General features: G+C 72.4%; 16 protein-coding genes and 3 pseudogenes. 9 read left to right on the plus strand and 10 right to left on the minus strand.

From position 1 onward, the window contains the following. Positions 1-80: 80 nt before the first annotated feature. Positions 81-2,513 carry a glycosyltransferase family 39 protein gene (locus tag ACIQ87_RS26720; RefSeq protein ID WP_402410943.1) on the minus strand — a complete coding sequence of 811 codons (2,433 nt, stop codon included), beginning with the start codon at positions 2,511-2,513 and terminating at the stop codon, positions 81-83. A gap of 71 nt (positions 2,514-2,584) precedes the next feature. Further along, a complete protein-coding gene (locus tag ACIQ87_RS26725) occupies positions 2,585-3,706 on the minus strand; it encodes an alpha/beta hydrolase (protein WP_402410946.1) in 1,122 nt (373 codons plus the stop codon). 152 nt (positions 3,707-3,858) lie between these two features. On the opposite strand from ACIQ87_RS26725, the gene ACIQ87_RS26730 reads away from it, so the two are divergent. The 5 genes and pseudogenes from ACIQ87_RS26730 to ACIQ87_RS26750 all read left to right on the plus strand — a co-directional run bounded on the left by ACIQ87_RS26730 (position 3,859) and on the right by ACIQ87_RS26750 (position 8,225). Next, on the plus strand, positions 3,859-4,773 hold the full coding sequence (locus ACIQ87_RS26730; protein WP_402410949.1) for a hypothetical protein: 915 nt from the start codon (positions 3,859-3,861) through the stop codon (positions 4,771-4,773). A gap of 176 nt (positions 4,774-4,949) precedes the next feature. Next, positions 4,950-5,567 (plus strand): annotated as a pseudogene (locus ACIQ87_RS26735) (serine protease); the annotation flags it as partial. Positions 5,568-5,774: 207 nt separating this feature from the next. Next, positions 5,775-6,500, plus strand: a pseudogene (locus ACIQ87_RS26740) (putative Ig domain-containing protein); the annotation flags it as partial. A 102-nt stretch (positions 6,501-6,602) separates the two neighbouring features. Next, positions 6,603-7,268: an HAD family hydrolase gene (locus ACIQ87_RS26745; protein ID WP_402410952.1), complete on the plus strand. Its 666-nt coding sequence runs from the start codon at positions 6,603-6,605 to the stop codon at positions 7,266-7,268. Between the two features lie 60 nt (positions 7,269-7,328). Further along, positions 7,329-8,225 carry an aminoglycoside phosphotransferase family protein gene (locus ACIQ87_RS26750; protein ID WP_402410955.1) on the plus strand — a complete coding sequence of 299 codons (897 nt, stop codon included), beginning with the start codon at positions 7,329-7,331 and terminating at the stop codon, positions 8,223-8,225. Between the two features lie 57 nt (positions 8,226-8,282). Here ACIQ87_RS26750 and ACIQ87_RS26755 read toward each other — a convergent pair whose 3' ends face one another. The 5 genes from ACIQ87_RS26755 to ACIQ87_RS26775 all read right to left on the minus strand — a co-directional run bounded on the left by ACIQ87_RS26755 (position 8,283) and on the right by ACIQ87_RS26775 (position 12,952). Then, the gene (locus ACIQ87_RS26755; protein ID WP_402410958.1) at positions 8,283-8,813 is read right to left on the minus strand and encodes an RICIN domain-containing protein; all 531 of its coding nucleotides are present in this window, start codon (positions 8,811-8,813) and stop codon (positions 8,283-8,285) included. A gap of 128 nt (positions 8,814-8,941) precedes the next feature. After that, a complete protein-coding gene (locus ACIQ87_RS26760; protein WP_402410961.1) occupies positions 8,942-9,937 on the minus strand; it encodes a helix-turn-helix domain-containing protein in 996 nt (331 codons plus the stop codon). 396 nt (positions 9,938-10,333) lie between these two features. After that, positions 10,334-10,885 carry a hypothetical protein gene (locus tag ACIQ87_RS26765; protein WP_402410963.1) on the minus strand — a complete coding sequence of 184 codons (552 nt, stop codon included), beginning with the start codon at positions 10,883-10,885 and terminating at the stop codon, positions 10,334-10,336. Between the two features lie 14 nt (positions 10,886-10,899). Next, the gene (locus ACIQ87_RS26770) at positions 10,900-11,292 is read right to left on the minus strand and encodes an ATP-binding protein (RefSeq protein ID WP_402410966.1); all 393 of its coding nucleotides are present in this window, start codon (positions 11,290-11,292) and stop codon (positions 10,900-10,902) included. 460 nt (positions 11,293-11,752) lie between these two features. Continuing rightward, complete coding sequence (locus ACIQ87_RS26775; protein WP_402410969.1) at positions 11,753-12,952, minus strand: helix-turn-helix domain-containing protein; 1,200 nt, start codon at positions 12,950-12,952, stop codon at positions 11,753-11,755. A 481-nt stretch (positions 12,953-13,433) separates the two neighbouring features. Between ACIQ87_RS26775 and ACIQ87_RS26780 the strand changes: the two genes are divergently transcribed. From ACIQ87_RS26780 to ACIQ87_RS26790, 3 genes are all read left to right on the plus strand, one after another. Continuing rightward, positions 13,434-13,997, plus strand: a complete 564-nt coding sequence (locus ACIQ87_RS26780; protein ID WP_402410972.1) for an NUDIX hydrolase — start codon at positions 13,434-13,436, stop codon at positions 13,995-13,997. A gap of 251 nt (positions 13,998-14,248) precedes the next feature. Then, positions 14,249-14,608 carry a hypothetical protein gene (locus ACIQ87_RS26785; RefSeq protein ID WP_402410975.1) on the plus strand — a complete coding sequence of 120 codons (360 nt, stop codon included), beginning with the start codon at positions 14,249-14,251 and terminating at the stop codon, positions 14,606-14,608. A 205-nt stretch (positions 14,609-14,813) separates the two neighbouring features. Further along, positions 14,814-15,644 (plus strand): hypothetical protein, encoded by an 831-nt coding sequence (locus ACIQ87_RS26790; protein WP_402410976.1) that lies wholly within the window; start codon positions 14,814-14,816, stop codon positions 15,642-15,644. 147 nt (positions 15,645-15,791) lie between these two features. On the opposite strand, the gene ACIQ87_RS26795 is transcribed toward ACIQ87_RS26790, so the two are convergent. From ACIQ87_RS26795 to ACIQ87_RS26805, 3 genes and pseudogenes are all read right to left on the minus strand, one after another. After that, positions 15,792-16,487 carry an aspartate/glutamate racemase family protein gene (locus ACIQ87_RS26795; protein WP_402411108.1) on the minus strand — a complete coding sequence of 232 codons (696 nt, stop codon included), beginning with the start codon at positions 16,485-16,487 and terminating at the stop codon, positions 15,792-15,794. 76 nt (positions 16,488-16,563) lie between these two features. Continuing rightward, the gene (locus ACIQ87_RS26800) at positions 16,564-18,414 is read right to left on the minus strand and encodes a CocE/NonD family hydrolase (protein ID WP_402410979.1); all 1,851 of its coding nucleotides are present in this window, start codon (positions 18,412-18,414) and stop codon (positions 16,564-16,566) included. Positions 18,415-18,614: 200 nt separating this feature from the next. Then, positions 18,615-19,565: pseudogene (locus ACIQ87_RS26805) on the minus strand (hydrolase); the annotation flags it as partial. Positions 19,566-19,812: 247 nt separating this feature from the next. Here ACIQ87_RS26805 and ACIQ87_RS26810 point away from each other — a divergent pair. Further along, complete coding sequence (locus ACIQ87_RS26810) at positions 19,813-20,958, plus strand: HoxN/HupN/NixA family nickel/cobalt transporter (RefSeq protein WP_402410982.1); 1,146 nt, start codon at positions 19,813-19,815, stop codon at positions 20,956-20,958. Positions 20,959-20,979: the final 21 nt, after the last annotated feature.

Consider the following 20,979-nt stretch of genomic DNA (forward strand, 5'->3'; position numbering starts at 1 on the left):
GGGGCGGGAGAGGAACAGGGGGCCGGACGGGAAAGGGGGCGTGCCGCGCGAACGCGGCACGCCCCCTCGGGGATTCGGGCTCAGGAGGTGGGGGCCGTCAGGTCGTAGAAGGTGGTGGAGCCGATGGTCTTCGCCGTGTAGTGCGCCGTCACCCAGGACTCGATCTGGGCGGACTCGCTCTGCTGCCCGCCCTCGTCGCCGCCCGCGCCGCCGAAGCCGCGGCGGGAGCCGCCCGCGCCGATGAACCAGTGCACCTTCCCGTCCTGGACGTACTGCCGGAAGCCGGCCAGGGTCAGCGAGGGGTCGGTGCCGTTGAAGCCGCCGAGGGCCATCACCGGTTCGCCGGTGGCGAGTTGGTAGCCGGCGGCGGTCTGCGAGCCGACCGTGGCGGCCGCCCAGGTGTAGTGGTCGGCGTTCTCCTCGAGCATGGCGGCGACCTCGCCGGTCACCTTGGGGCCGTCGAGCAGCCCGCCCATACCGCCGGGCGGCGGGCCGCCGGCCGTGCCGCCGGTGAGGCCGCCCGAGGCCTCGGTGTCCGGCAGGCCGGGGACGCCGTCGGTGCCGGTGCCGGTGCCGCCGGTGCCGCGCTCGTGGCGGCCGTTGGCGTGCTCGGAGCCCGTACCGCCGCCGCCGAAGCCCTGGGCGCCGCCGAAGCCCTGCCCGCCGGGGAAGCCCCGGGCACCCGGGAAGCCCGGCTGGCCGCCCTGGCCGCCCTGGCCGTTCTGACCCGCCTGACCGCCCTGGCCGAACCCGCGCCCGTTGCCGCCGCCCGGGAATCCCTTCGCGCCGTTGCCGCCCCTGCGCCCCATGCCGCCGGGCCCGGACGCGCCGTCCACGCCCGGCCCCGCGGTCACGATCGAGCCGGTGTGCGGGGTGTTCACGGTGTCCACCGCGTACGCCGCCGGTCCGCCGAGCGCCGCCGCCACGCCCACCAGGCCCGCCACCGAGGCGATCCGCGCGCCGGTCCGACCCGAGGCCCGTCCGGCCATCTGCCCGACGACCAGCGCGGCCGCCGCCACCAGACCGCCGATCAGCACCGCCCACCGCAGCCACGGCAGGAAGCCCGGGCTGCGGCCGAGCAGCACGAACGCCCAGACCGACGTCACCGCGAGCGTCCCGGCCAGCACCAGCGCCCAGGGCAGCCGGTGCCGGGCCCGCCACAGCCCGTCCACGCCCATGCCGACCAGCGCCGCGACGGCCGGGGCCAGCGCCACCGTGTAGTACTGGTGGAAGATCCCGGACATGAAGCTGAAGATCAGCGCGGTGGACAGCAGCCAGCCGCCCCAGACCAGGAAGGCCGCGCGGGCGGTGTCGGTGCGGGCGTGGCGGCGGGTCGCCCAGAGGCCGACGGCCAGCAGGATCAGCGCGGCCGGCAGCAGCCAGGCGATCTGCCCGCCGATGTCGGTGCCGAACATCCGGGTCAGCCCGGTCTCGCCCCAGCCGCGGCCGCCGCCGTGCGCCGTGGCGCCGCCCGGCAGGTCCAGCCCGGCCGGCATCCGGCCGCCGCCGCCCACACTGCCGCGCTCGTTGCCGTCGACCCGGCCGAGGCCGTTGTAGCCGAAGGTGAGCGAGAGGAAGCTGTTGTCCTGCGAGCCGCCGATGTACGGGCGGGCCGAGGCGGGCATCAGCTCGACGACCGCCACCCACCAGCCGCCCGAGACCAGCAGTGCCGCGCCCGCGAGCAGGCTCTGGCGCACCCGCCGCCCGAACCCGGTGGGCGCCGCGACCAGGTAGGTCACCGCGAAGGCGGGCAGCACCAGGAAGGCCGCCAGGGTCTTGGTGAGGAAGGCGAGGCCGAACATCACCCCGGTGAGGACCAGCCACCGGGTGCCCGCCGCCTCGATTGCCCGCACCAGCCCGTACGCGGCCAGCGTCAGCAGCAGCACCAGCAGCGCGTCCGGGTTGTTGAAGCGGAACATCAGCGCCGCGACCGGGGTGAGCGCCAGCGCGGCGCCCGCCAGCAGGCCGCCCAGCGGGGAGAAGCGGCGGCGCACCGTCGCGTACAGCACGCCGACGGTGGCCGCGCCCATCAGTGCCTGCGGGGCGAGGACCGACCAGGAGGAGAGGCCGAAGACCCGCGCCGACAGCGCCATCGGCCACAGCGCGGCCGGGGGCTTGTCGACGGTGATGAAGTTCGCCGCGTCCGAGGAGCCGAAGAAGAAAGCCTTCCAGCTCCGGGAGCCGGCCTGCACGGCGGCCGAGTAGAAGGAGTTGGCCCAGCCGGAGGCGCTCAGGCCCCACAGGTAGAGGACGGCGGTCGCGGCCAGCAGCGCGAGCAGGGCCGGGCGCACCCAGCGCGGGTCGTCCGCGCGCCCGCGCCACGCGCGGGCGGGGAGGGTGCGCAGCCGGCCGGACCAGGAGGCCGGGCCCTTGGGGCCGGCGGCCGGCAGGGGCTGCTCGGGGAAGAGCGGTGCCGGGCCCGGCCGGACCGGGGCCGGCACCTCCGGCGGCGGGTGGTCCGCGGCCTCGGGCCACGGTTCGCCGGCCGGAGGGGAGTAGCTGCTCGTGGTCATGCGCCATACGGTGCGTGGCGCTGCTGAGAGAACCGTGAGACGGGGCTGTGAGACGCGTGTGATCCGGAACGTCAGGCGGACGGCGGCATGGTGAGGTGCTTGCCCAGCCACTCCAGGGCCGGGGGGATCTCCCGGGTCCAGGTGTGGAAGTTGTGGCCGGCGGTGTCCAGGGTGATGGTGGACACCTTGGTGGGGGCCTTGAAGGCGGCGACCATGGCCTTGGTCTCGTCGTAGTTGTTCTCGTCGTACGCGGTGGTCAGCAGCAGCGAGACGGGGGCCGCGGGCTGGTTCTTCAGCCGCCACAGCAGGTCGTTCTCCTGCTTCAGCTGGGCGCTGCCGCCGAACAGGTCACCGGTGGTCGGGTCGTGGGCGGCGCTGTAGTAGCCGGAGAGCGCGACCGCCGCGCGGTAGGAGTCGGGCTTGCGCAGCGCGAACTTGAGCGCGCAGTAGCCGCCGGTGGAGTTGCCGATCACCGCCCGGTTGGCCGGGTCGGTGCCGATCCGGTAGGTGGTGGCGAGGGCCTTGGGCAGGTCGGAGGTGAAGAAGGTCTCCACCTGGGGGCCGTTCGGCACGTCCACGCACTCGGTGTCCCGGTCGCCGACCAGGGTGGGGCGGGTCATCACCAGGACGGTCGGCGGCAGCTTCTTCCGCTCTATCGCGTCCAGCGTCGACGCCGGGTACTGCATCAGCGAGATCAGCTTCTCCGGGGTGCCCGGGTATCCGGTGAGCACCAGGGCCATCGGGAAGCGCTGCTTGGCGTAGTCCGGCTGGAAGTACTGCGGCGGCAGGTAGACGTACGCCTCGGTGGTCAGCCCGCTGCCGGCCCCCCGGACGTCGACCTTCTGGATCTGGCCGGAGCGCTCCGGGTCCGAGCCCTGCGCGGAGTAGAACTTCTGCTCACCGGTGACGGCCACCCCGGAGGCGTTGGGCTGGTGGTCGACCACCGTGCCGAGCCCGCCGCTGGTGCCCAGCAGGTCCGTCCAGGAGCTGTAGAAGCCGAAGTAGCTGTTGGCGATCAGACCCATCGCGGCCAGCACCGACACCTGGGTGGCCAGGAACGCGCCGATCCGGCCCAGCCACGCCTTCCAGCCCTTCCCGCCGAGCCGCGGCCACAGCCACATGGTGGCGGCGAAGACGGCTATCGCGAGGAGGGAGGTGATGATCTGGAGCGGGAGTCCGGTGAGACTGAGCACGGGCCCGATCGTAGTTGACCTCCGTGAACGGCCCTGGGGGCGGCCCCTTCGGGTGGCCGTCCGAATCGGGTTGACCGGGGTGGTTCGTGCTCGACAGCATGTCGCCTGACGCGTACGGGGAGTGCGCGCTGGGATGACGGTGGGGTGGGGTCGTGGAGTTCAGGGGTAGGGCTGTCCTGGCGGTCGGTGGGGTGCTGCTGCTGGCGGCGTGTTCCGGCGGGGGCGGAGGGGTGGCGGCGCCGAGCGCTTCGTCGGCGGCGGTGCCGAGCGCTTCGGCGACGCCGTTCGGTACGACGCTCGCCCAGTCCTTGGAGCCGGTCGGTGCCGGGCTGGCGAAGGTGGCCGCGGCGACGACGATGAAGGAGGTCGAGACCGCGCTCGCCGTCACCGAGTCCAACGCCGACCGCGCCGTCCGGAACCTGAAGGCCGCCGCCGCACCGGACGGGGCCGACGCGGCGCGCACCGAGCTCGTGGCCGGTCTGAACGCGCTCTCCTCCGAGGCGCTGACGATCCGCACCGACCTCAACCTCAAGAGGTACTGCACGGTCGGCGTCATCCGGGCGCAGCTCGGCGGCGGCCAGGGGGTGGTGGCGATCCCCGCCGCGCTCGCCAAGCTGGCGACGGCCGGCCAGCAGGCCGCCTTCACCGTCCCGCAGCTGCCCAAGCCGCAGCCGACGCCGCGTGTGCTGGAGAACGGCACCCTGGTCCGTGACGGCGGGAGCAACGGCAAGGGCACCTTGGAGGTCAGGAACAACAGCGCCACGGACGTGGTCTTCACGATCGGGGTGGACGGCACGTCGGTGGCCTCGGTGTACGCGGCCAAGGGGAAAGAGGCCCTCATCGAGGGCGTCAAGGCGGGCTCGTACGACTTCTACTACCTCGCCGGGGAGGACTGGGATTCCGACGAGAAGCAGTTCTGGCAGAACTGCCGTTCCGTCAAGTTCTCCGAGAAGTACGACTTCAAGCCGACCGGGACGACCTGGACGATGACCCTCGGCGCGAAGGAGGGCGAGGGTACCCCCGCCAAGACCGAGTCGGGGAGCGTGGCCACCGCCCCGCAGCCATAACCCCGGCCCGTAACGGGCATACCGGGACGGGTCGTTGCCGCCGGGTGGCACAACAGGCCATGGGGAGTGGCGAGTTCGGTCACAATCCTTGACCGCTTGAAGTGGCCATGGCACTTTCGTGCGGCGCGGGCGTCGGCGACCAGTCGTACACCCCGCGATCCCCCACAAGGAGAGCCATGTTCAAGAGGATTGTCGCGGTGGCCGGTACGAGCGCCGTCGTCGCGGGCGGGCTGGCCTTCGCGGCCGCCCCCGCGCACGCCGTTCAGGCGGCCGACCTGACCTCCACCATCGCCCTGAGCAACTGCTCGGCCTCGCTGGTCCGTTACCCCACCTCGGTGGCCGGCGACCGCGCGCTGATGCTCACCAACGGGCACTGCCTGCCGACCATGCCCTCGGCCGGCCAGGTCATCCAGAACGCCACCGCCAGCCGTAGCGGTACCCTGCTCGACGGTGCGGGCAACAGCCTGGGCACCGTCCAGGCCGACAAGGTGCTCTACGCGACGATGACCGGCACCGACGTCGCGCTCTACCAACTCACCGACACCTACGGGTCGATCACCTCCAAGTACGGCGCCACCGCGCTGACCATCAGCGACACGCACCCGACCGACGGCGCGTCGATGTACATACCCTCGTCGTACTGGAAGCAGGTCTGGAACTGCTCCGTGAACGGCTTCGTGCCGACCCTGCGCGAGGACGAGTGGACCTGGCACGACTCGCTGCGCTACAGCTCCGGCTGCAACACCACCCACGGCACCTCCGGTTCGCCGATCGTCGACTCCGCCAGCGGGCGGATCATCGGCATCAACAACACCGGCAACGACGACGGCGCCATGTGCACCCTCAACAACCCGTGCGAGGTGGCCGCCGACGGCACCACCAAGGCCTACAAGGGCCAGAGCTACGGCGAGGAGACGTACTGGTTCACCACCTGCCTGAACTCCTCCACCCGGGCCATCGACCTCAACACGACCGGCTGCCTGCTCACCAAGCCGGCCGGCAGCGGCGCCGTCACCGTCACCAACCCGGGCAACCAGTCCACCACCGTGGGCGGTTCGGTCAACCTCCAGATCAGCGCCTCCGGCGGCACCGCCCCGCTGTCCTACGCGGCGACCGGCCTGCCCGCCGGGCTGTCCATCAACTCCTCCACCGGCGTCATAGCCGGTACGGTCTCCACCGCCGGCAGCTCCAACGTGACCGTCACCGTGACGGACGCCGCGGGCAAGTCGGCCTCCACCGCCTTCACCTGGGCCGTCTCGACCGGTGGCGGTGGCTGCACCCCGGCGCAGCTGCTGGGCAACGAGGGCTTCGAGAGCGGCACGGCCACGCCGTGGACGGCGTCCAGCGGCGTGGTGGACAGCAGCTCCTCCCAGGCGGCCCACAGCGGCTCCTGGAAGGCGTGGCTGAACGGCTACGGCTCCACCCACTCGGACTCGCTGTCGCAGACGGTGACCATCCCGGCGGGCTGCAAGGCGACGCTGAGCTTCTGGCTGCACATCGACACCGCCGAGTCGGGCAGCACCGCGTACGACAAGCTGACCGTGTCGGTCAACGGCACCACGCTGAAGACCTACTCCAACGTGGACGCCGCGGCGGGCTACCAGCAGCGCACCTTCGACCTGTCGTCCTACGCGGGCCAGTCGGTCACGGTGAAGTTCGCCGGGACCGAGGACGCCTCGCTCCAGACCAGCTTCGTGATCGACGACACCTCCGTCCAGACCGGCTGAGCCGGGACCGGCTCCTGACGGGCCGGTGAACCAGGACAGGTGAGGGGCCCGGTGGCTACGGCTGCCGGGCCCTTGTCGTGGCGGCCTCCCTATCCTGGTCGGATGATCAAGCCCATCGAGCTGGTGATATTCGACTGTGACGGCGTCCTGGTGGACAGCGAGGTGATCGCCGTCCGGGTGCTGGTGCGGCTGGGGGAGGAGTACGGCTGGCCGCTGACCGAGGCGGAGGCGATCGAGCGCTTCGTCGGGCGGTCGGAGCCGGCCAACAACGCGCTGGTCGCCGAGCGGCTCGGGGCGGAGGTGGCGGCCGTGTGGGGCAGGCGTTTCCACGAACTGCACGCCGAGGCGGTGGACGCCGGGCTGACCCCCGTGGACGGACTGCCGGAGGCGCTGGCCGCGATCACCCTGCCCACCTGCGTGGCCTCCAGCGGCACCCACGAGAAGATGCGCCACACCCTGGGCCGGACCGGCCTCCACGACCACTTCGCCGGGCGGATCTTCAGTGCCACCGAGGTCGCACGCGGCAAGCCCGCGCCCGACCTCTTCCTGCACGCCGCGCGCTCGATGGGTGTCGACCCGGCCGCCTGCGTGGTGGTCGAGGACAGCCGGCCCGGCGTGGAGGCCGCCCGCGCGGCCGGGATGCGCTCGCTCGGCTACGCGGGCGGCGTCACGGCCGCGGAGCGGCTGGCCGGGCCGGGCACCGTGGTCTTCGACGACATGCGGGAGCTGCCCGGACTGATCGCCGCGGGCGCCGTCCGCCGGGGGTAGGGCGCCCCTGGCGCCAATTCGGTTGCCGGGCCCGGTGCGCGGCTGGCAGGGTCGGTCACCATGGCCTCCTCCCGCAAGCTGCACCCCGACGAACTGGACATCGACGAGTCGCTGGTGCGCCGGATGGTCGCCGAGCACTTCCCCGAGTGGGCCGGCCTGCCGGTCGAGCCGGTGACGCCGACCGGGACCAGCAACGCGATGTACCGGCTGGGTACCGAGCTGGTGGTGCGCATCCCGCGGATCCCCGGGGTGGTCGAGGAGATCGCCAAGGAGGACCGCTGGCTGCGGCACCTGGCCCCGCGGCTGCCCGTCCCGGTGCCGGTCCCGCTGGCCGTGGGCGGGCCGGTCGACGGCTGCCCCTGGCCCTGGTCGGTGCTGCGCTGGCTCGACGGCGCCACCCCGGTCACCGGGCGGATCGCGGAACCCGCTCTGCTGGCCGGGGACTTGGCCGGCTTCGTGACCGCCATCCGCCGGATCGACCCGGCCGACGGGCCCGCCGCCTACCGCAGCGAGTCGCTGGCGGAGCGCGACGCCCAGACCAGGCGGGCGATCGCGGCCGTGCCGGACCTGGTCGACGCCGCCGCCGCGACCGCCGCCTGGGAGCACGCCCTGGAGGCCCCCGCGCCCACCGGCCCCCCGGTCTGGCTCCACGGCGACCTCCAGCCCGGCAACATGCTGGTGGGCCCGGACGGCCGGCTCGCCGCCGTCATCGACTTCGGCTGCGCGGGCCTCGGCGAGCCGGCCGTCGACCTGATCCCCGCCTGGTACGTGCTGCCCGCGGCTGCCCGCCCGGCCTTCCGCGCGGCCGCCGCCCCCGACGACGCGGCCTGGGACCGCGCCCGCGGCTGGGCCCTGTCCATCGCCCTGATGGAGGTGTCCTACTACCGGGACAGCGACCCGAGGATGACCTCCATCGCCCGCCACGTGATCGCCGAGGTGCTGGCCGACCACGCGTAGCGGGCCGGGCCGCTACCCGCCGGGCGGCAGGCCTGGCGGGGAGCGGCCGGCGGCTCGTTACCAGTACCAGAGCGCGCCGGACTGGCCCTTGTTCTCCCACTGCTGGGCGTTGGCCCCGTTCGCGTCGGAGGAGCTGGTGATCTCCAGGACCTTGCCGCTGTGGTTCCGGATCGTCCACCGGTTCGTCCGTTCCTGCACCGTCCACCACTTCGCGCCGTCCTGGCCGTTGCACGACCACTGCTGGGCCTCGGCGCCGTTCGAGGTGGAGGAGCTCTGGATCTCCAGGCACTTGCCGCTGTTGGCGTTCACGAGGTTCCAGTAGCCGTTGCCCGCGGACTGCCACCGCCACTTCGAGCCGGCCTGGCCCTTGCAGTCCCACTGCTGGGCCCTGGCGCCGTTCGCCGTGGAGGAGCTGGTGATCTCCAGGCACTTGCCGTTGTCGTTCTTGATCTCGATCGAGGCCGTGAGGCCGGCGTGCGAGTCGGCGAAGGCCTGGCCGCCGCCGAGGCCGCTCAGGGTGAGCGCCAGGGCGGCGACGCCGACGGCGGCGGCGGAGCGCCGGGTCCTGCGGAGTCCGTTGCTGGACATGGATGGTCCCCCTTCGAGGGTGTCGGTGTTGGTCGCGTCCGCCACTCGATCCCCCCTGTCGGACGCACCATCAGCTTGCCGATCCCGCCCGGCGGTTGTCGTTAGCATGCGGTCCACTGCCGCTTGGTTCAGAGTCCACCGCCGGCCGTCACGGCGCCGTGGCGGTAGTCGCGGGGCGGCAGGCCGTACGCGCCGCGGAAGGCGCGGGTGAAGTCCGCGGCGCGGGGGAACCCGCAGCGGGCCGCGATGACGTGGACGGGCGTGGTGGCCAGGGCCGGGTCGCCGAGGTCGCGGCGGGCCCGTTCGAGGCGCTGGTGGCGGATCCAGGCGGCGACGGTCTCCTCCTCGCCCTCGAAGAGGCGGTGCAGGTAGCTGACCGAGATGTGGTGCGCGGCGGCGACCGCGCCGGGGTCCAGGTCCGGCTCGTGCAAGTGGGCGCGGATGAAGGCCCGGATCCGCTGGACCAGGGCCCGGCGCCGGCTCTCCGGCGGTACGGCGTCCTCGGCGTCGAGGTGGTGGGCGAGCAGCGCCGACACCAGGTCGAGGGCGACGGTGCCCAGCCGGGGTGCGTCGCCGGCCCGGTAGGCGCCGGGGTCGGCGGCGATGCCGGCGAGCAGCTGGACGAGCAGGGCGCCCACGCCCGTGCCCCCGGGCATCCGGCGGGCCGTGAGCGTGCCGATCCGGTCCGGCGACAGCGGCAGCGCCTGTCGGGGTACGGTCAGCCAGCCCCCGCGGAACCGCTGGCGCGGATCGTCGGTGCTCGCCCGGAGGAGGATGGGCCGGGCGCTGTCCTGCAGGACCACGTCGTGCGGGCGGTAGGCGCCGAGGCCGTCGGAGCGGACCGCGGTGGCGGTGTCGCCGAACGGAAGCGAGAACAGGTACAGCTCGGGGTCGGTGGACGAGCGGATCAAGCGTGCTGACCGGCTCGCGGCGAGCGGCGGGTGCTCCATCGTCCAGAGCGCCAGGTCGCCGAGCGGCAGGACGTGCACCTCGGACCGGAAGTCGGCCCGGTGCTCGGTGTGGACGTCGAACGGCGCTATCAGCCGGGCGAGTTGGTGCTGCCAGTACTCGAAGCGGTCCCGTGGTTCCACGTCCTCGGTCCGGTACACCGACTCGGTCAGCATGCTCGCCCTCCCCTGGCTGGCCTTCCCCGTCCCGGCATTCTCACACCGCTGACGGATCCGGCCCGGGGAGGAGGGGATCAGCCGACGAGGCCGCCCTCGGGCGAGACCCCGCGCCGGACGGCTTCGGCCGGAAGCGGTGCTCTCTTCGGGCGGCCCGGCAGAGAACGGCCGGGCCGCCCGAAGAGAGCAGGCCGGAACAGCGGCAACAGCTGCGCCCCACTCGATTTCCGCCCCTTCCAGGAACCGCAAGAGCAACGGCGGCCTGGCCAAGCTTGGCCAGGCCGCCGAGAGCACCGCCGAGCAGCACTCGCCCCACCCTCCGTCGCCGCTTTGGCCTTGCCGAAGCGGCGACGGGCCACTCCTGCGCGGGAAGTCGGCCGGGCCGACTTCCCGCGCTTACGGGCGGGTTGCGCGGGTGCGGCAGTGGGTGAGGGCGTAGGTGATGCGGCGGTCGGAGGGGAGGGTGGTGGCGAGGAGTTCGCCGGCGGTGACGAGGGTGGTCCAGTAGAGGGCGGGGTTTCCGGTGCGGGGGAGGGGGTGGGCGGCGGCGAGGGAGAGGTAGGCGGTGGTGAGGTTGCCGGTGGTGAACCAGCGGTTGAGGCCGTGGCGGTGGCCGGGGCGGATGCCGCCCATGGCGTCGACGGCGGTCAGGAAGTGTTCGACGACGGCGAGTTCGGTGTCGGTGAGGGACTTGGGGATGTCGAAGACGCCGAGGGCTTCGAGGAGTTCGCCGGTGTCGCTCGCGGAGTCGGGGCGGGGGTCGGCGAGCAGGGCGTCGTAGCAGTCGGCGAGGCGGCGGGTGGTCTCGGTGTGGGGGATGTCGAGGGCGAGGCAGACGGCGCGGGCGACGGGCAGGGGTCGGTGGCCGAGGCGGGCGAGGAGGGCGTAGGTGGCGGCGGGGGTGGCGCCGCGGGAGAGGGTGTGCCGGGCAAGGGTGGCGAGGTGCATGGGGAATCGGGCTTTCAGACGGTGGTGGGGGCGACGAGAGCCCAGGCGAACTTGCCGACGCCGCACGGGCGGGAGGCACAGCCCCAGCGCTCGGCGAGCTCGTTCACGAGGTAGAGGCCGCGCCCGTGCTCGTCGTCAGGCGCGGCGGTACGGACCGACGGGTGGCCGCTTCCGGCGTCGTGCACCTCCAGCCGCAGGCGGGAGCCAGTGAGGGCGAAGCGGACCTCGATGTGTTGGTCGGCGGGGGCGTCGGAGTGCTGGACGGCGTTGGCGAAGAGCTCGCCGAGGAGCAGTTCGGCGGTATCGCGATAGCGGTCGCCGGAAGGCAGCGCGGACAGGTAGGCCCGGAGCAAGTAGCGGGCCAGCGGCGTGGATTCGGTCCGCGAGTCGAGGCGCGCGACGAACATGCGAGGACGACGGGACGTGAGCATGGGGGTACCTCGAAGAGGCGGAGCGGGAGCATGTCAAGGAAGTACGACGTACGCCAGACCTGCCGCCGATCGGGGTCGGATCACCCGACCGGGGGCGGGGCGTGCTGCAAGCGGAGAGAGAGCCGTCTCCGAACTCACGAGGCCCGGCGGGCCCGGGGGTCGGCGGTCGGGGCGAACTCTGCCCAGCCGGCCGCTGCGGCGGCCAGGGCGTTCCGTCGTAGGCGATCCTCGGCGGATCTGCGCGGCCCGGGCGGCGTCTGGGCAGGGCACGAAGGGCGGGGTGCGGCGGCCATCGCGGGCTCCAAGGGATGCGGCAGTGGTGTTGGTGAGCCCGGACCTGACCGGGCTCACACCCCGAGGCTTCGCCTCTCGGGGGTGCTGAACACCACGATGCCGCTGATGGAAGTCCTTGAATTTCACCAGAAGTGAAAGGTCGTCAGATACCCGTTCGGGTGATCCAGGTTGACAGCCGCAGACTCCGGCGGCTAGCGGAGCGTGACAGTGCGGTCACCGTCTCGCGGGCGAGCGGGTGCCGGGATACCTGGTCGGGTGCGACCGCGTACGCGGCGTCGAGCTGGTCGAGTGCAGCCTCCGGTCTGGCCATCCATCGGTAGGCGCGGGCCAGGTCGATGTGGTGATGCCCGATCCTGGTTGGCGCCCATCCGGTGGGGAACCGCAGCCCCTTCGCGGCGGCCACCGCCCGGTCGTGCTCGCCGGCCTCCACCAAAGTCATCACCCGGTGCACCTGCACGTTGGTGGGCCCGAAGTGCAGCGACAGGTCCGGCCGCTCGCCGGTCTGGGCGGCTACTCTTTCGGCCTCGTCCAGGTGGTGCTGCATCAGGTCCTTCTGTCGGGCGCGGGCGGCGACCACGGCCGAGCCGAGGTGCAGTTGCCCGGTGGTGACCAGTGCGCTTGGAGTCTTGATGTCGGTGCCCTCCAGGTGTCCGCGGCCGGATTCCTGGAGGCGCCGGCAGGCCGCGAGGTCGCCAACGCGCAGGTAAGCGGTGACCCGCAGGTACTCGCGGGCGGCCCGCAACGCGGGCGCCTGGTCCCCGGCCCGCTCCGCAGCCCAGTCCATCCGGGCCGGCGCGGTCGCGGACAAGTCGCTCAGCCCGATCGCGATCCCGACCGAGTGCCCGCACCGGTAGGCCTCCGCCAGCAGACCCCATGCCTGCCGCTGCTGATCACCGGTGAACTCGTGCGCGGCCGTGTGCAGCTCGACCAGGAGGCCTGGCAACATCGCCACCATCGGCCTGTACTTTGCGGCCTGGGCCAGCGCGTTCGCCTGCCGGACCGCCGCCCGGAGCGCAGGTAGGGCACGAGGCCGAACGGCCTCCTGCGGAGGCAGGTCGTACAGGTCGAGGGTCGTACGGATCGGCCCCATCAATGGGACCAGCGGATCATCTGCCACCCCGTCAATGTGCGAGAACGGCTGAAGGTCGCCTGGATCGACTCCCAAGGCTCTGGCCACCGCTGCCACGAACTCTGGTGTCGCCGGCTTGTGCCCGGCCACCACCTTCGTGAGCAGGCTGTACGAGACGTGAGCACGATCAGCAAGTTGCCGATGGCTCAGGCCTCTCACATCTTCGTAGGCGGCGATGCGCTGGCCGGTACTGATTCCGTCCGGAGGTGCCACGCTGGCCCCATCTCGTGAATGCCTTGAACCTGTATGCGGGACCGTACCCCCGAACTCGCCCGGTCACAGATCATTCGGGCAAACAATGTTGACGTTGGTCGGCCCCGGCGGTAGGCCGGGACGCCCCGTCGGACGGCGCGGTGATCACAGGTACCACGCCACCGGGACCAACTCGCCACCGGATCCAGTTCGGGTGAGCAGTTCTTCGGGCGGCCCGGCCGAGAACGGCCGGGCCGCCCGATCTCAAGGGGAGGGCCGTCCTCACCTTCGACCTCGCCGAGGTGCGGCTCGCCCAAGGCGACTTCGAAGCCGCGAGTGTCACGGCACACTCCGCCCTCGACCTGGCGCGGGCCGGCATCATCCAACCGATCGTCCTGCGCGCCCGAGCGCTTCAGGTGTCCCTGTCGCCCTGGTCGGCCGAGAGGCCTGTACGGGAGCTCGCCGCGCGCGTGAGAGAGTCGGGAACGCAATTGGTGCGCGTGTGAGGGAGGAACTGCTCGTGGAGTGGGAGGTGTTCGGGCGACGGCAGGTCTACGGGAGCCCGTGGGTCGAGGTCTGGCTCGATGACGTCGACATCCCCGGTGTCGGCCGGATCGACCACCACGTCGTCCGCTATCCCCGCTCCTCGACCACCGCCGTCGTCACCAACGAGGCCGGCGAGTTCCTGCTCCTCTACCGGCACCGGTTCATCACCGGCCGCTGGGGCTGGGAGGTGCCGGCCGGTTGGGCCGAGCCCGGCGAGGAGCCGACGGCGGCCATCGTCCGCGAGGTCGAGGAGGAGACCGGCTGGCGTCCCGGTCGGGTCGAGCTGTTGACCGAGTACGACGCCATGTCTGGTATCGGCGACGCCCACTTCCACGTCTACCACGTCACCGGCTGCACCCGGGTCGGCGAGCCCGAGGACGTGTCCGAGGCGACCCGCGTGGAGTGGGTACCCGAAAGCGAGGTCGTGAGGCTTCTGACGAACGGTGAGGTCGCTGACGGCCCGTCGCACGCCGCCCTGTCCTATTTCCTCGGCCCGCATCGACTCGCTCGGTGCTCCTGACCGCCTCGCCACACGTCAGCCGACGCCCCACGGCGGGCGGCCGGGACGCCCTGTGCCGTGATCTGGACCAGGCGAGTCACTACACTCACGCCGCTCTGGAGCTGGCGGACCAGACCGGCTCGGGCTACATCAGCAGGAAGTTGCAGGCGGTCAGGAATCGTCTCGTTCCGTTCGTGGCCGACCGCCGGGGCTTCAGCCCTGGACCAGCAGATTTCGGCGCTTGATGGCGCCGCCTGACGAGGGATCAACGCATGTCGTCTGACGGGCAATTCTTCCGCGAAGCGTGGATCGCCGGCGTGTCGAAGCACTACCCGGGCGAGCCGAAGGCAGGCTATGTCGCCCCGTGGGACGACACGCCCGAGTGGGAGCGCGCGTGTGCCGCCGCCGTGTTCGGCCAGGTCCGTGACTTCATTCTGGTGAGCGGCGGCAACACGTCCAAGCTGACCCGGGAGCAGAAGGGCCGCTTCGTCGCGACGTGTTGGATCGCCCAGATCCACAAGCACATCGAGAATCCGAAGCCGGGCTACGTCGCCGACTGGGTCGATCTGCCGTCGTGGCAGCAGGAGACCGATGCGGACATCTTCGAGGCGATCGAACGCGCCCATTCCTGAGTGCTGTGCTCGGCGTGGGAAGTCGGTGGGGCCGACTTCCCGCGCCGAAGGTGGGGGTGTACTTGGTGCGGCGGGCAGGGCTTTGCGCGCGAACCGTTCGCACTCTGTGTAGCTACTGTGCTACTTTCCGCATCATCAACCGAACATAGGAGACCCCGGCGGTGCGGGAACACCCCGGGGTCTGGCACCAGGAGAACAGCTCCAGATGCGGATTCATCGTAACGCGCACACGCGCGCGTTCACCGTTCTTCCGAACGGCCTGTTGCAGGACCGTCGGCTCAGCTACACCGCTCGTGGCCTCCTCGCCGACCTGCTCTCCCGCCCCGACGGGTGGCGGGAGGACGGGCGGCAGATGGCGGACAGCAGTCCGCAGGGGCGGGGCGCGGTCCGGCGGGCGCTCAAAGAACTGAAGGACGCCGGGTACTACCGGGTCGACAAGGTCCGGAGGGCCGACGGCACCGTCCGCTCCGAGGCCCACGTCTTCGACACCCCTCAGCCCGCACCGACTGTCCCCCGCCCGGCCTCCGGTGGAGGGAGTTCCGGCGGTGCTGTCACCCCTCCCGTAAATGACCCGGGACAAGAACCCACCCTCCCGGATGAACGGACGCGGGCCGCCGTGGCCACCCTGTTCCGGGTGATCAGGCCCGAGCCCCGCCTGCGCCTCGGCCTCGCCGAGGCGCAGGCGCTGGCACCGCTCGTCGCGCAGTGGCTGGAACGGGGCTGCAGCGAGGCCGAGTTGGCCCAGGCCCTGATCCCCGGGCTGCCGCAGCCGATGCACTGCCCGGCGGCGATCCTCCGGGACCGCCTGCAACGCAAGCTGCCGCCGGAACGCCCCGAAGCCCCGCCCAATCCGTATGCCGAGTGCGGCCGTTGCCACGACCCGGTGCCCCGGCCCGGCATCTGTCGCGCCTGCGCGGGCCTCGGCACGAGGGCCGTTGCCGTCGGCACCGGCGCGCCCGCCACCCCCGGCGGCGTCGCCCGGGCCCGGGCGGCCCTGCGTGGCCGGCCCCGACAACCCGCCGCCGCGAACTCTTAACTGGCGAAGCCGCCCTCGGGGCGGATGATCTCCAGGTTGGTGCCGTCCGGGTCGTTGAAGTGGGCGACCTGGGTGCCGAGGGCGGCGTTCGGGGTGACCTCGCCCTCGATGAAGGTGTAGTCGTCGCCGAGGAATCGTCCGGGCCCGTCAGAGGCCGGCCAGGGCGGCGTCGACCGCCGCCTCGGCGTGCAGCCGGGTGGTGGGGAAGACGGGTACCGGGCTGTCCTCCGGCCGGACCAGCAGTTCGATCTCGGTGCAGCCGAGGACGATCCCTTCCGCGCCCCCGGCCACCAGTTCCCCGATCACCCGCCGGTACGCCGCCCGGGACTCCTCGCGGACCAGTCCGACGCACAGTTCCTCGTAGATCACCCGGTGGACCAGGGCGCGCGAGTCCGCCCGCGGCACCAGGACGTCCAGGCCGCCCGCCGCCAACCGGCCGCGGTAGAAGTCCTGTTCCATCGTGAAGGCCGTCCCGAGCAGCCCGACCCGTCGCAGGCCCGCCGCCCGGACGGCCGCCGCCGTGGTGTCGGCCAGGTGTAGCAGGGGGACGGAGACCGCCGCCGCGACCTGGTCGGCGACCTTGTGCATGGTGTTGGTGCAGATCAGCAGCAGGTCGGCGCCCGCCGCCTCCAGTGACCGGGCCGCGTCGGCGAGGACCTCGCCGGCCTCCTCCCACCGGCCGGCCGCCTGTAGCCGCTCGATCTGCGCGAAGTCGACGGAGTAGAGCACGAGTCGGGCGGAGTGCAGTCCGCCGAGGCGCTCGCGGGTGAGCCGGTTCAGCAGGCGGTAGTACTCGGCGGTGGATTCCCAGCTCATGCCGCCGATCAGGCCGACGGTCTTCATGGTCTTCGTGGTCTTCATGGGGGCCATTTATAAGCCAGGTTCGAAATATTAGGCAAGCGCATAAGGAAATCTTTGATCAGCTCTCCCGGGGCACCCGGTGCTGCCATTCCCGGGTGAACACCACGGAGCCCGCCTCCAGCGCCCGCAGTTGCACGATGCTGATGAAGTGTCCGGCGTCGCAGCGCAGTTGGGTGCGGGTCTGGACGGTGACGTCCCAGCCGATGTCAGGCCGCTCCAGCCGGACGGTGCGGTCGGTGCGGGCCTGGGCGCTGAGCGGGGCGCCGGTGAGCACGCGGTAGGCGGTGACGGTGTGCTCGTCGCGGACCAGGCCGTCGGGGTGGGTGCGGGTGCCGTCGCCCGCGGGGGAGAGCTCGGTGCGCCACTCGTGGCGGCCGATGTCGTGCACGGTGAGGTGTTCGGGCCGGGCGGTGAGCGGTTCGGTGAGGTGGACGTCGAGGGGGTCGGGCAGCTCCGGGGGCTCGAAGGTGACGGGCGGGGCGCCGACGTCGGCGGCGAGGTGGCGCACCGGCAGGCTCAGGGTGGAGCGGGACGGGTCGACGCCGTACCCGGTGTCCTCGGCCGGGGGCCACACCCAGGGCCAGTAGACCGAGGAGAGGGCGAGCCGCAGCCGGTGTCCGGCCGGGAAGGTCCAGGCGCAGGCCGCGAGTTCGACCTCGGCGTCCGGCCCCTCGGCGGCCAGGACGCCCCGGGTGACCAGCTCGGAGGTGCCGTCCGGGCCGACGGCGCACAGCCGCACCGCGACCTGGGCGGGCACGCCGTCCTCGCGCAGCCGCAGCCGTACGGTGGGGGCGCCGAGCAGCTCGACCGGTTCGGGCAGCGGCTGGGAGTCGAAGCAGACCGAGCGGCCGTCCTCCTCGCGCTGGTCCGGCGGCCGGTCGGCGGGGCGGCCGTGCGGGACGTAGGCGCCGGCGTTGAGGCCGGTGTGCTGCGGGGAGCGGACCCGGACGTACCGGTCCTCGGAGGCGGTGCCGGCGGTGCGCAGCGGCCCGTCCAGGCCGTAGTGGATCTCGCGGACGTCGGGGGAGGGCCAGGCCTCGTCACCGGTCCAGCGGGTGCCGAGCCAGCTGCGCAGGGCGGGTTCCTTGAGGGCGCCGGTGTCGACGCCGCGCAGCCAGTGGTCCCACCAGCGCAGGGTGTCGGGCAGGGCGGGTTCGGGCAGGCCGTGCGGCCAGGGGCCGATCAGGGCGCGCGCGGTGGGGGACTCGGCGAGCAGCCGCAGCACGAAGGAGCAGGACGGGTCGCCCCAGCCGGCCACCGCGAGGGCGGGGACGGACACCGGGACGGTGGACTCGCCGGCCGCGAGCCAGTCCTCGACGGGCGGCCGCAGTGACTCCAGCCGGGCGAGCCAGGCGGGCCGCCAGGCGTCGCCGACGTGCCGTGGGTCCGGCGGCAGGGCGGCGTCGGCGACCAGCGCGGTGAGCCGGTCGTGGAGGTCGGCGGCGAGCACGGCTCCGCCGAGCCGGTGGCCGCCCTCGGGGCAGGCGGTGACGACGGCGCCGACGGTCTCGGGGGTCCGGGCGGCGAGGCGCAGGGCGGTGGTGCCGGCCGTGCCGACGCCGAGCAGGCCGAGCCGGCCGTTGCACCAGGGGCGGCGGGCGAGCCAGTCGACCACGGCGGTGCCGTCGGCCAGCTCCTGCACGCCGCCGGGCTCGCCGGGGGTGCCCTCGGAGTTGCCGTGCCCGCGGGTGTCGACCCGGACGGCGGCGTAGCCGTGGCCCGCGTACCAGGGGTGGCGGCGGGAGTCCTCGGCGGCGGTCCGGTCGGTGAGGCGGCCGCCGGAGTACTCCAGCAGCGCGGGGCCGGGCTCGCCGCCGACCGGCCGCCACAGCCGGGCGGCCAGCCGTGTGCCGTCGGGCAGCGGGATGCGCAGGTCCTCGCGGGTGGTGTGGAAGGGGTAGGACGGCATGGCCGCTCCCATCGGTCCCGGGCGTCGGCGTCGCGACGGTTCGGTACTTCGACAGTAGGGGAGGGTGCGGCCCTTGGCCTGATGAGAGCGGTCCTTGGCCCGATGGGAGGGGTCCTTGGCCCGATGGGAGGGGTCCGGCGAAGGGGGACGGGGGCGCCGCCGCCACAGGCGGGGCGCCCCCTGGGGTGCGCGGCCGGTCAGGCCTTGCTCAGCCAGGCGGTGGCGTTGAGGGCGAGGGCGGCGTCGGTGCCCGCCGGGTCGTCCCAGCCGTTGTACAGGGTGTTGCCGGACTGGCCGGTGCCGTCGTCGATCGGGGAGCTGTCGCCCCAGATCGCGACCCGGCCGGAGCCGAAGGTGCTGGTGACGAAGAACGCGCCGGTGTTCCCGCTGTAGCCGGTCCGGTAGACCAGGCCCTTGACGTTCGGGTTGTCGGCGGGCTTGAGGGTGAAGGTGGTGCCGTTGCGCAGGATCGAGCCGGTGACGGTACCGAAGGAGCCGTGCAGCACCGGGTCGGTCGCGTCGTTGACCGCGCGCGGGTTGTCGGTGGTGATGTTGAGCAGGTCGACGGAGAAGCCGAAGGGGTCGTTGTTGTTCACCCCGTTGCTGGTCAGCAGGTCGTTGATGATCTTCGGGGAGTCCCAGCCGTCGTTGTTGCGGTCGCTGTTGACGTGGTCGGAGATCAGGAAGAGCCCGCCGCCGTTCTGGACGAACTTCATGATCGCGGTCTTCTCGCTCGCGCTGAACCGGATGTTGGGCTCCGGGATCACGAAGGTGTCGAAGTTGGCGAGGTCGAGCGCGGCGCCGGTGCCGTAGCTGATGGTGGAGCCGGCCGGGAGGGTCTTCAGGCTGTACTGGCCGGTCTTCTGGAGGGCGACGCCCCAGGCGGACAGCGCGCCGGTCCAGCTCTTCTCGGTGGTGGGGTTGGCGTTCTGGGCGAGCGGGTCGGGCTGGCTGGTGCTGATGATCCAGTCGGCGTTGCCCGCGGTCTCGGCCTTGCTGTTGTCGAACAGCACCCGGTGCGGGGTCGCGCTGACCGCGGCGGCCTTGACGGCGGGGGTGGCGGGCGCGGCGGTGGCGGCGGGGGTGGTGAGGCCGGCCGCGAGCAGCGCCGCTCCGGCCAGGGCGGCGGCGGTTCGAATGCGGATCGTCATGAGCCGTTCCTCCGTGGGGAGTTGAGGGGGCAGCGCTCAGGTTTCGCGCGTAGAACGGGAGTATCCGCGCGTAGAGCGCCCGGTGAAAGTCCCCGGAGGTTACGAAGCCCTGTACGAGTCGTGACGATCTTCGGGAGGGGGGTGGAGGCGAAGGGAGACGAATCCGTAATTGCGCATGACTTGCAACTGCGCGCACCGAGGCGGAAAGATGGCCCAGCTTCGACCGCCCGACCGAAAGGACACGACGATGACCGCCCCCCGATGGCGCGACCGGCTCACCCGTGAGGAGTGGATCCGCCTGGCCGGAATGGGCGGCTTCATCCTCGCGCTGCACGTCATCGGCTGGTTCACGCTGCTCGCCCTGGTGGAACCCGAGCACTACGACGTCGGCGGCCAGGTGTTCGGTGCGGGCATGGGCCTGACCGCCTACACCCTCGGCATGCGGCACGCCTTCGACGCGGACCACATCGCCGCCATCGACAACACCACCCGCAAGCTGATGGGCCAGGGCAAGCGTCCGCTGTCGGTCGGCTTCTGGTTCTCGCTCGGGCACTCCTCGATCGTCTTCGGCCTCTGCGCGCTGCTGGCCTTCGGCATCCGCTCGCTGGCCGGCCAGCTGGAGTCCGACGACTCGACGCTGCACGAGATGACCGGCCTCATCGGCGTCACCGTCTCCGGCACCTTCCTGCTGCTGCTCGGCCTGATCAACCTGGGCGCCTTCAACGGCATCCTCAAGGTCTTCCGCCGGATGCGCCACGGCGACTACGACGAGGCCGAGCTGGAGCGCCAGTTGGAGCGGCGCGGACTGATGAACCGCATCCTCGGCCGGGTCACCAGGGCCGTCACCAAGCCCTGGCACATGTACCCGGTGGGCCTGCTGTTCGGCCTGGGCTTCGACACCGCCACCGAGGTGTCCCTGCTGGTGCTGGCGGGCGGCGCGGCGGCCTTCTCGCTGCCCTGGTACGCGCTGCTCACCCTGCCGATCCTGTTCGCGGCCGGAATGAGCCTGCTGGACACCATCGACGGCTCGTTCATGAACTTCGCGTACGAGTGGGCCTTCTCCAAGCCGGTCCGCAAGATCTACTACAACCTGACCGTCACCGGGCTGTCGGTGCTGGTCGCGCTGGTGATCGGCTCGATCGAGCTGATCGGCCTGCTCGGCGAGAAGCTGGACATCACCAGCGGCCCGATCGCCTGGGTCGGCGGGCTCGACCTCAACTTCGTCGGCTACGCGATCGTCGGGCTGTTCGTGCTCACCTGGGCCGCGGCGATCGCCTACTGGAAGTTCGGCAACGTCGAGGAGAAGTGGTCGGCCGGGCTGGCCGCCGGCTCCGCGCCCGCCGCCTCCGCGCCCGCCGCCTCCGCGCCCGCCGCCTCCGCGAAGTCCGAGTAGCGCGCACGGAACCGAGGGGCC

The organism is Kitasatospora sp. NPDC096204 (assembly GCF_044763205.1).
Classification (GTDB): domain Bacteria; phylum Actinomycetota; class Actinomycetes; order Streptomycetales; family Streptomycetaceae; genus Kitasatospora.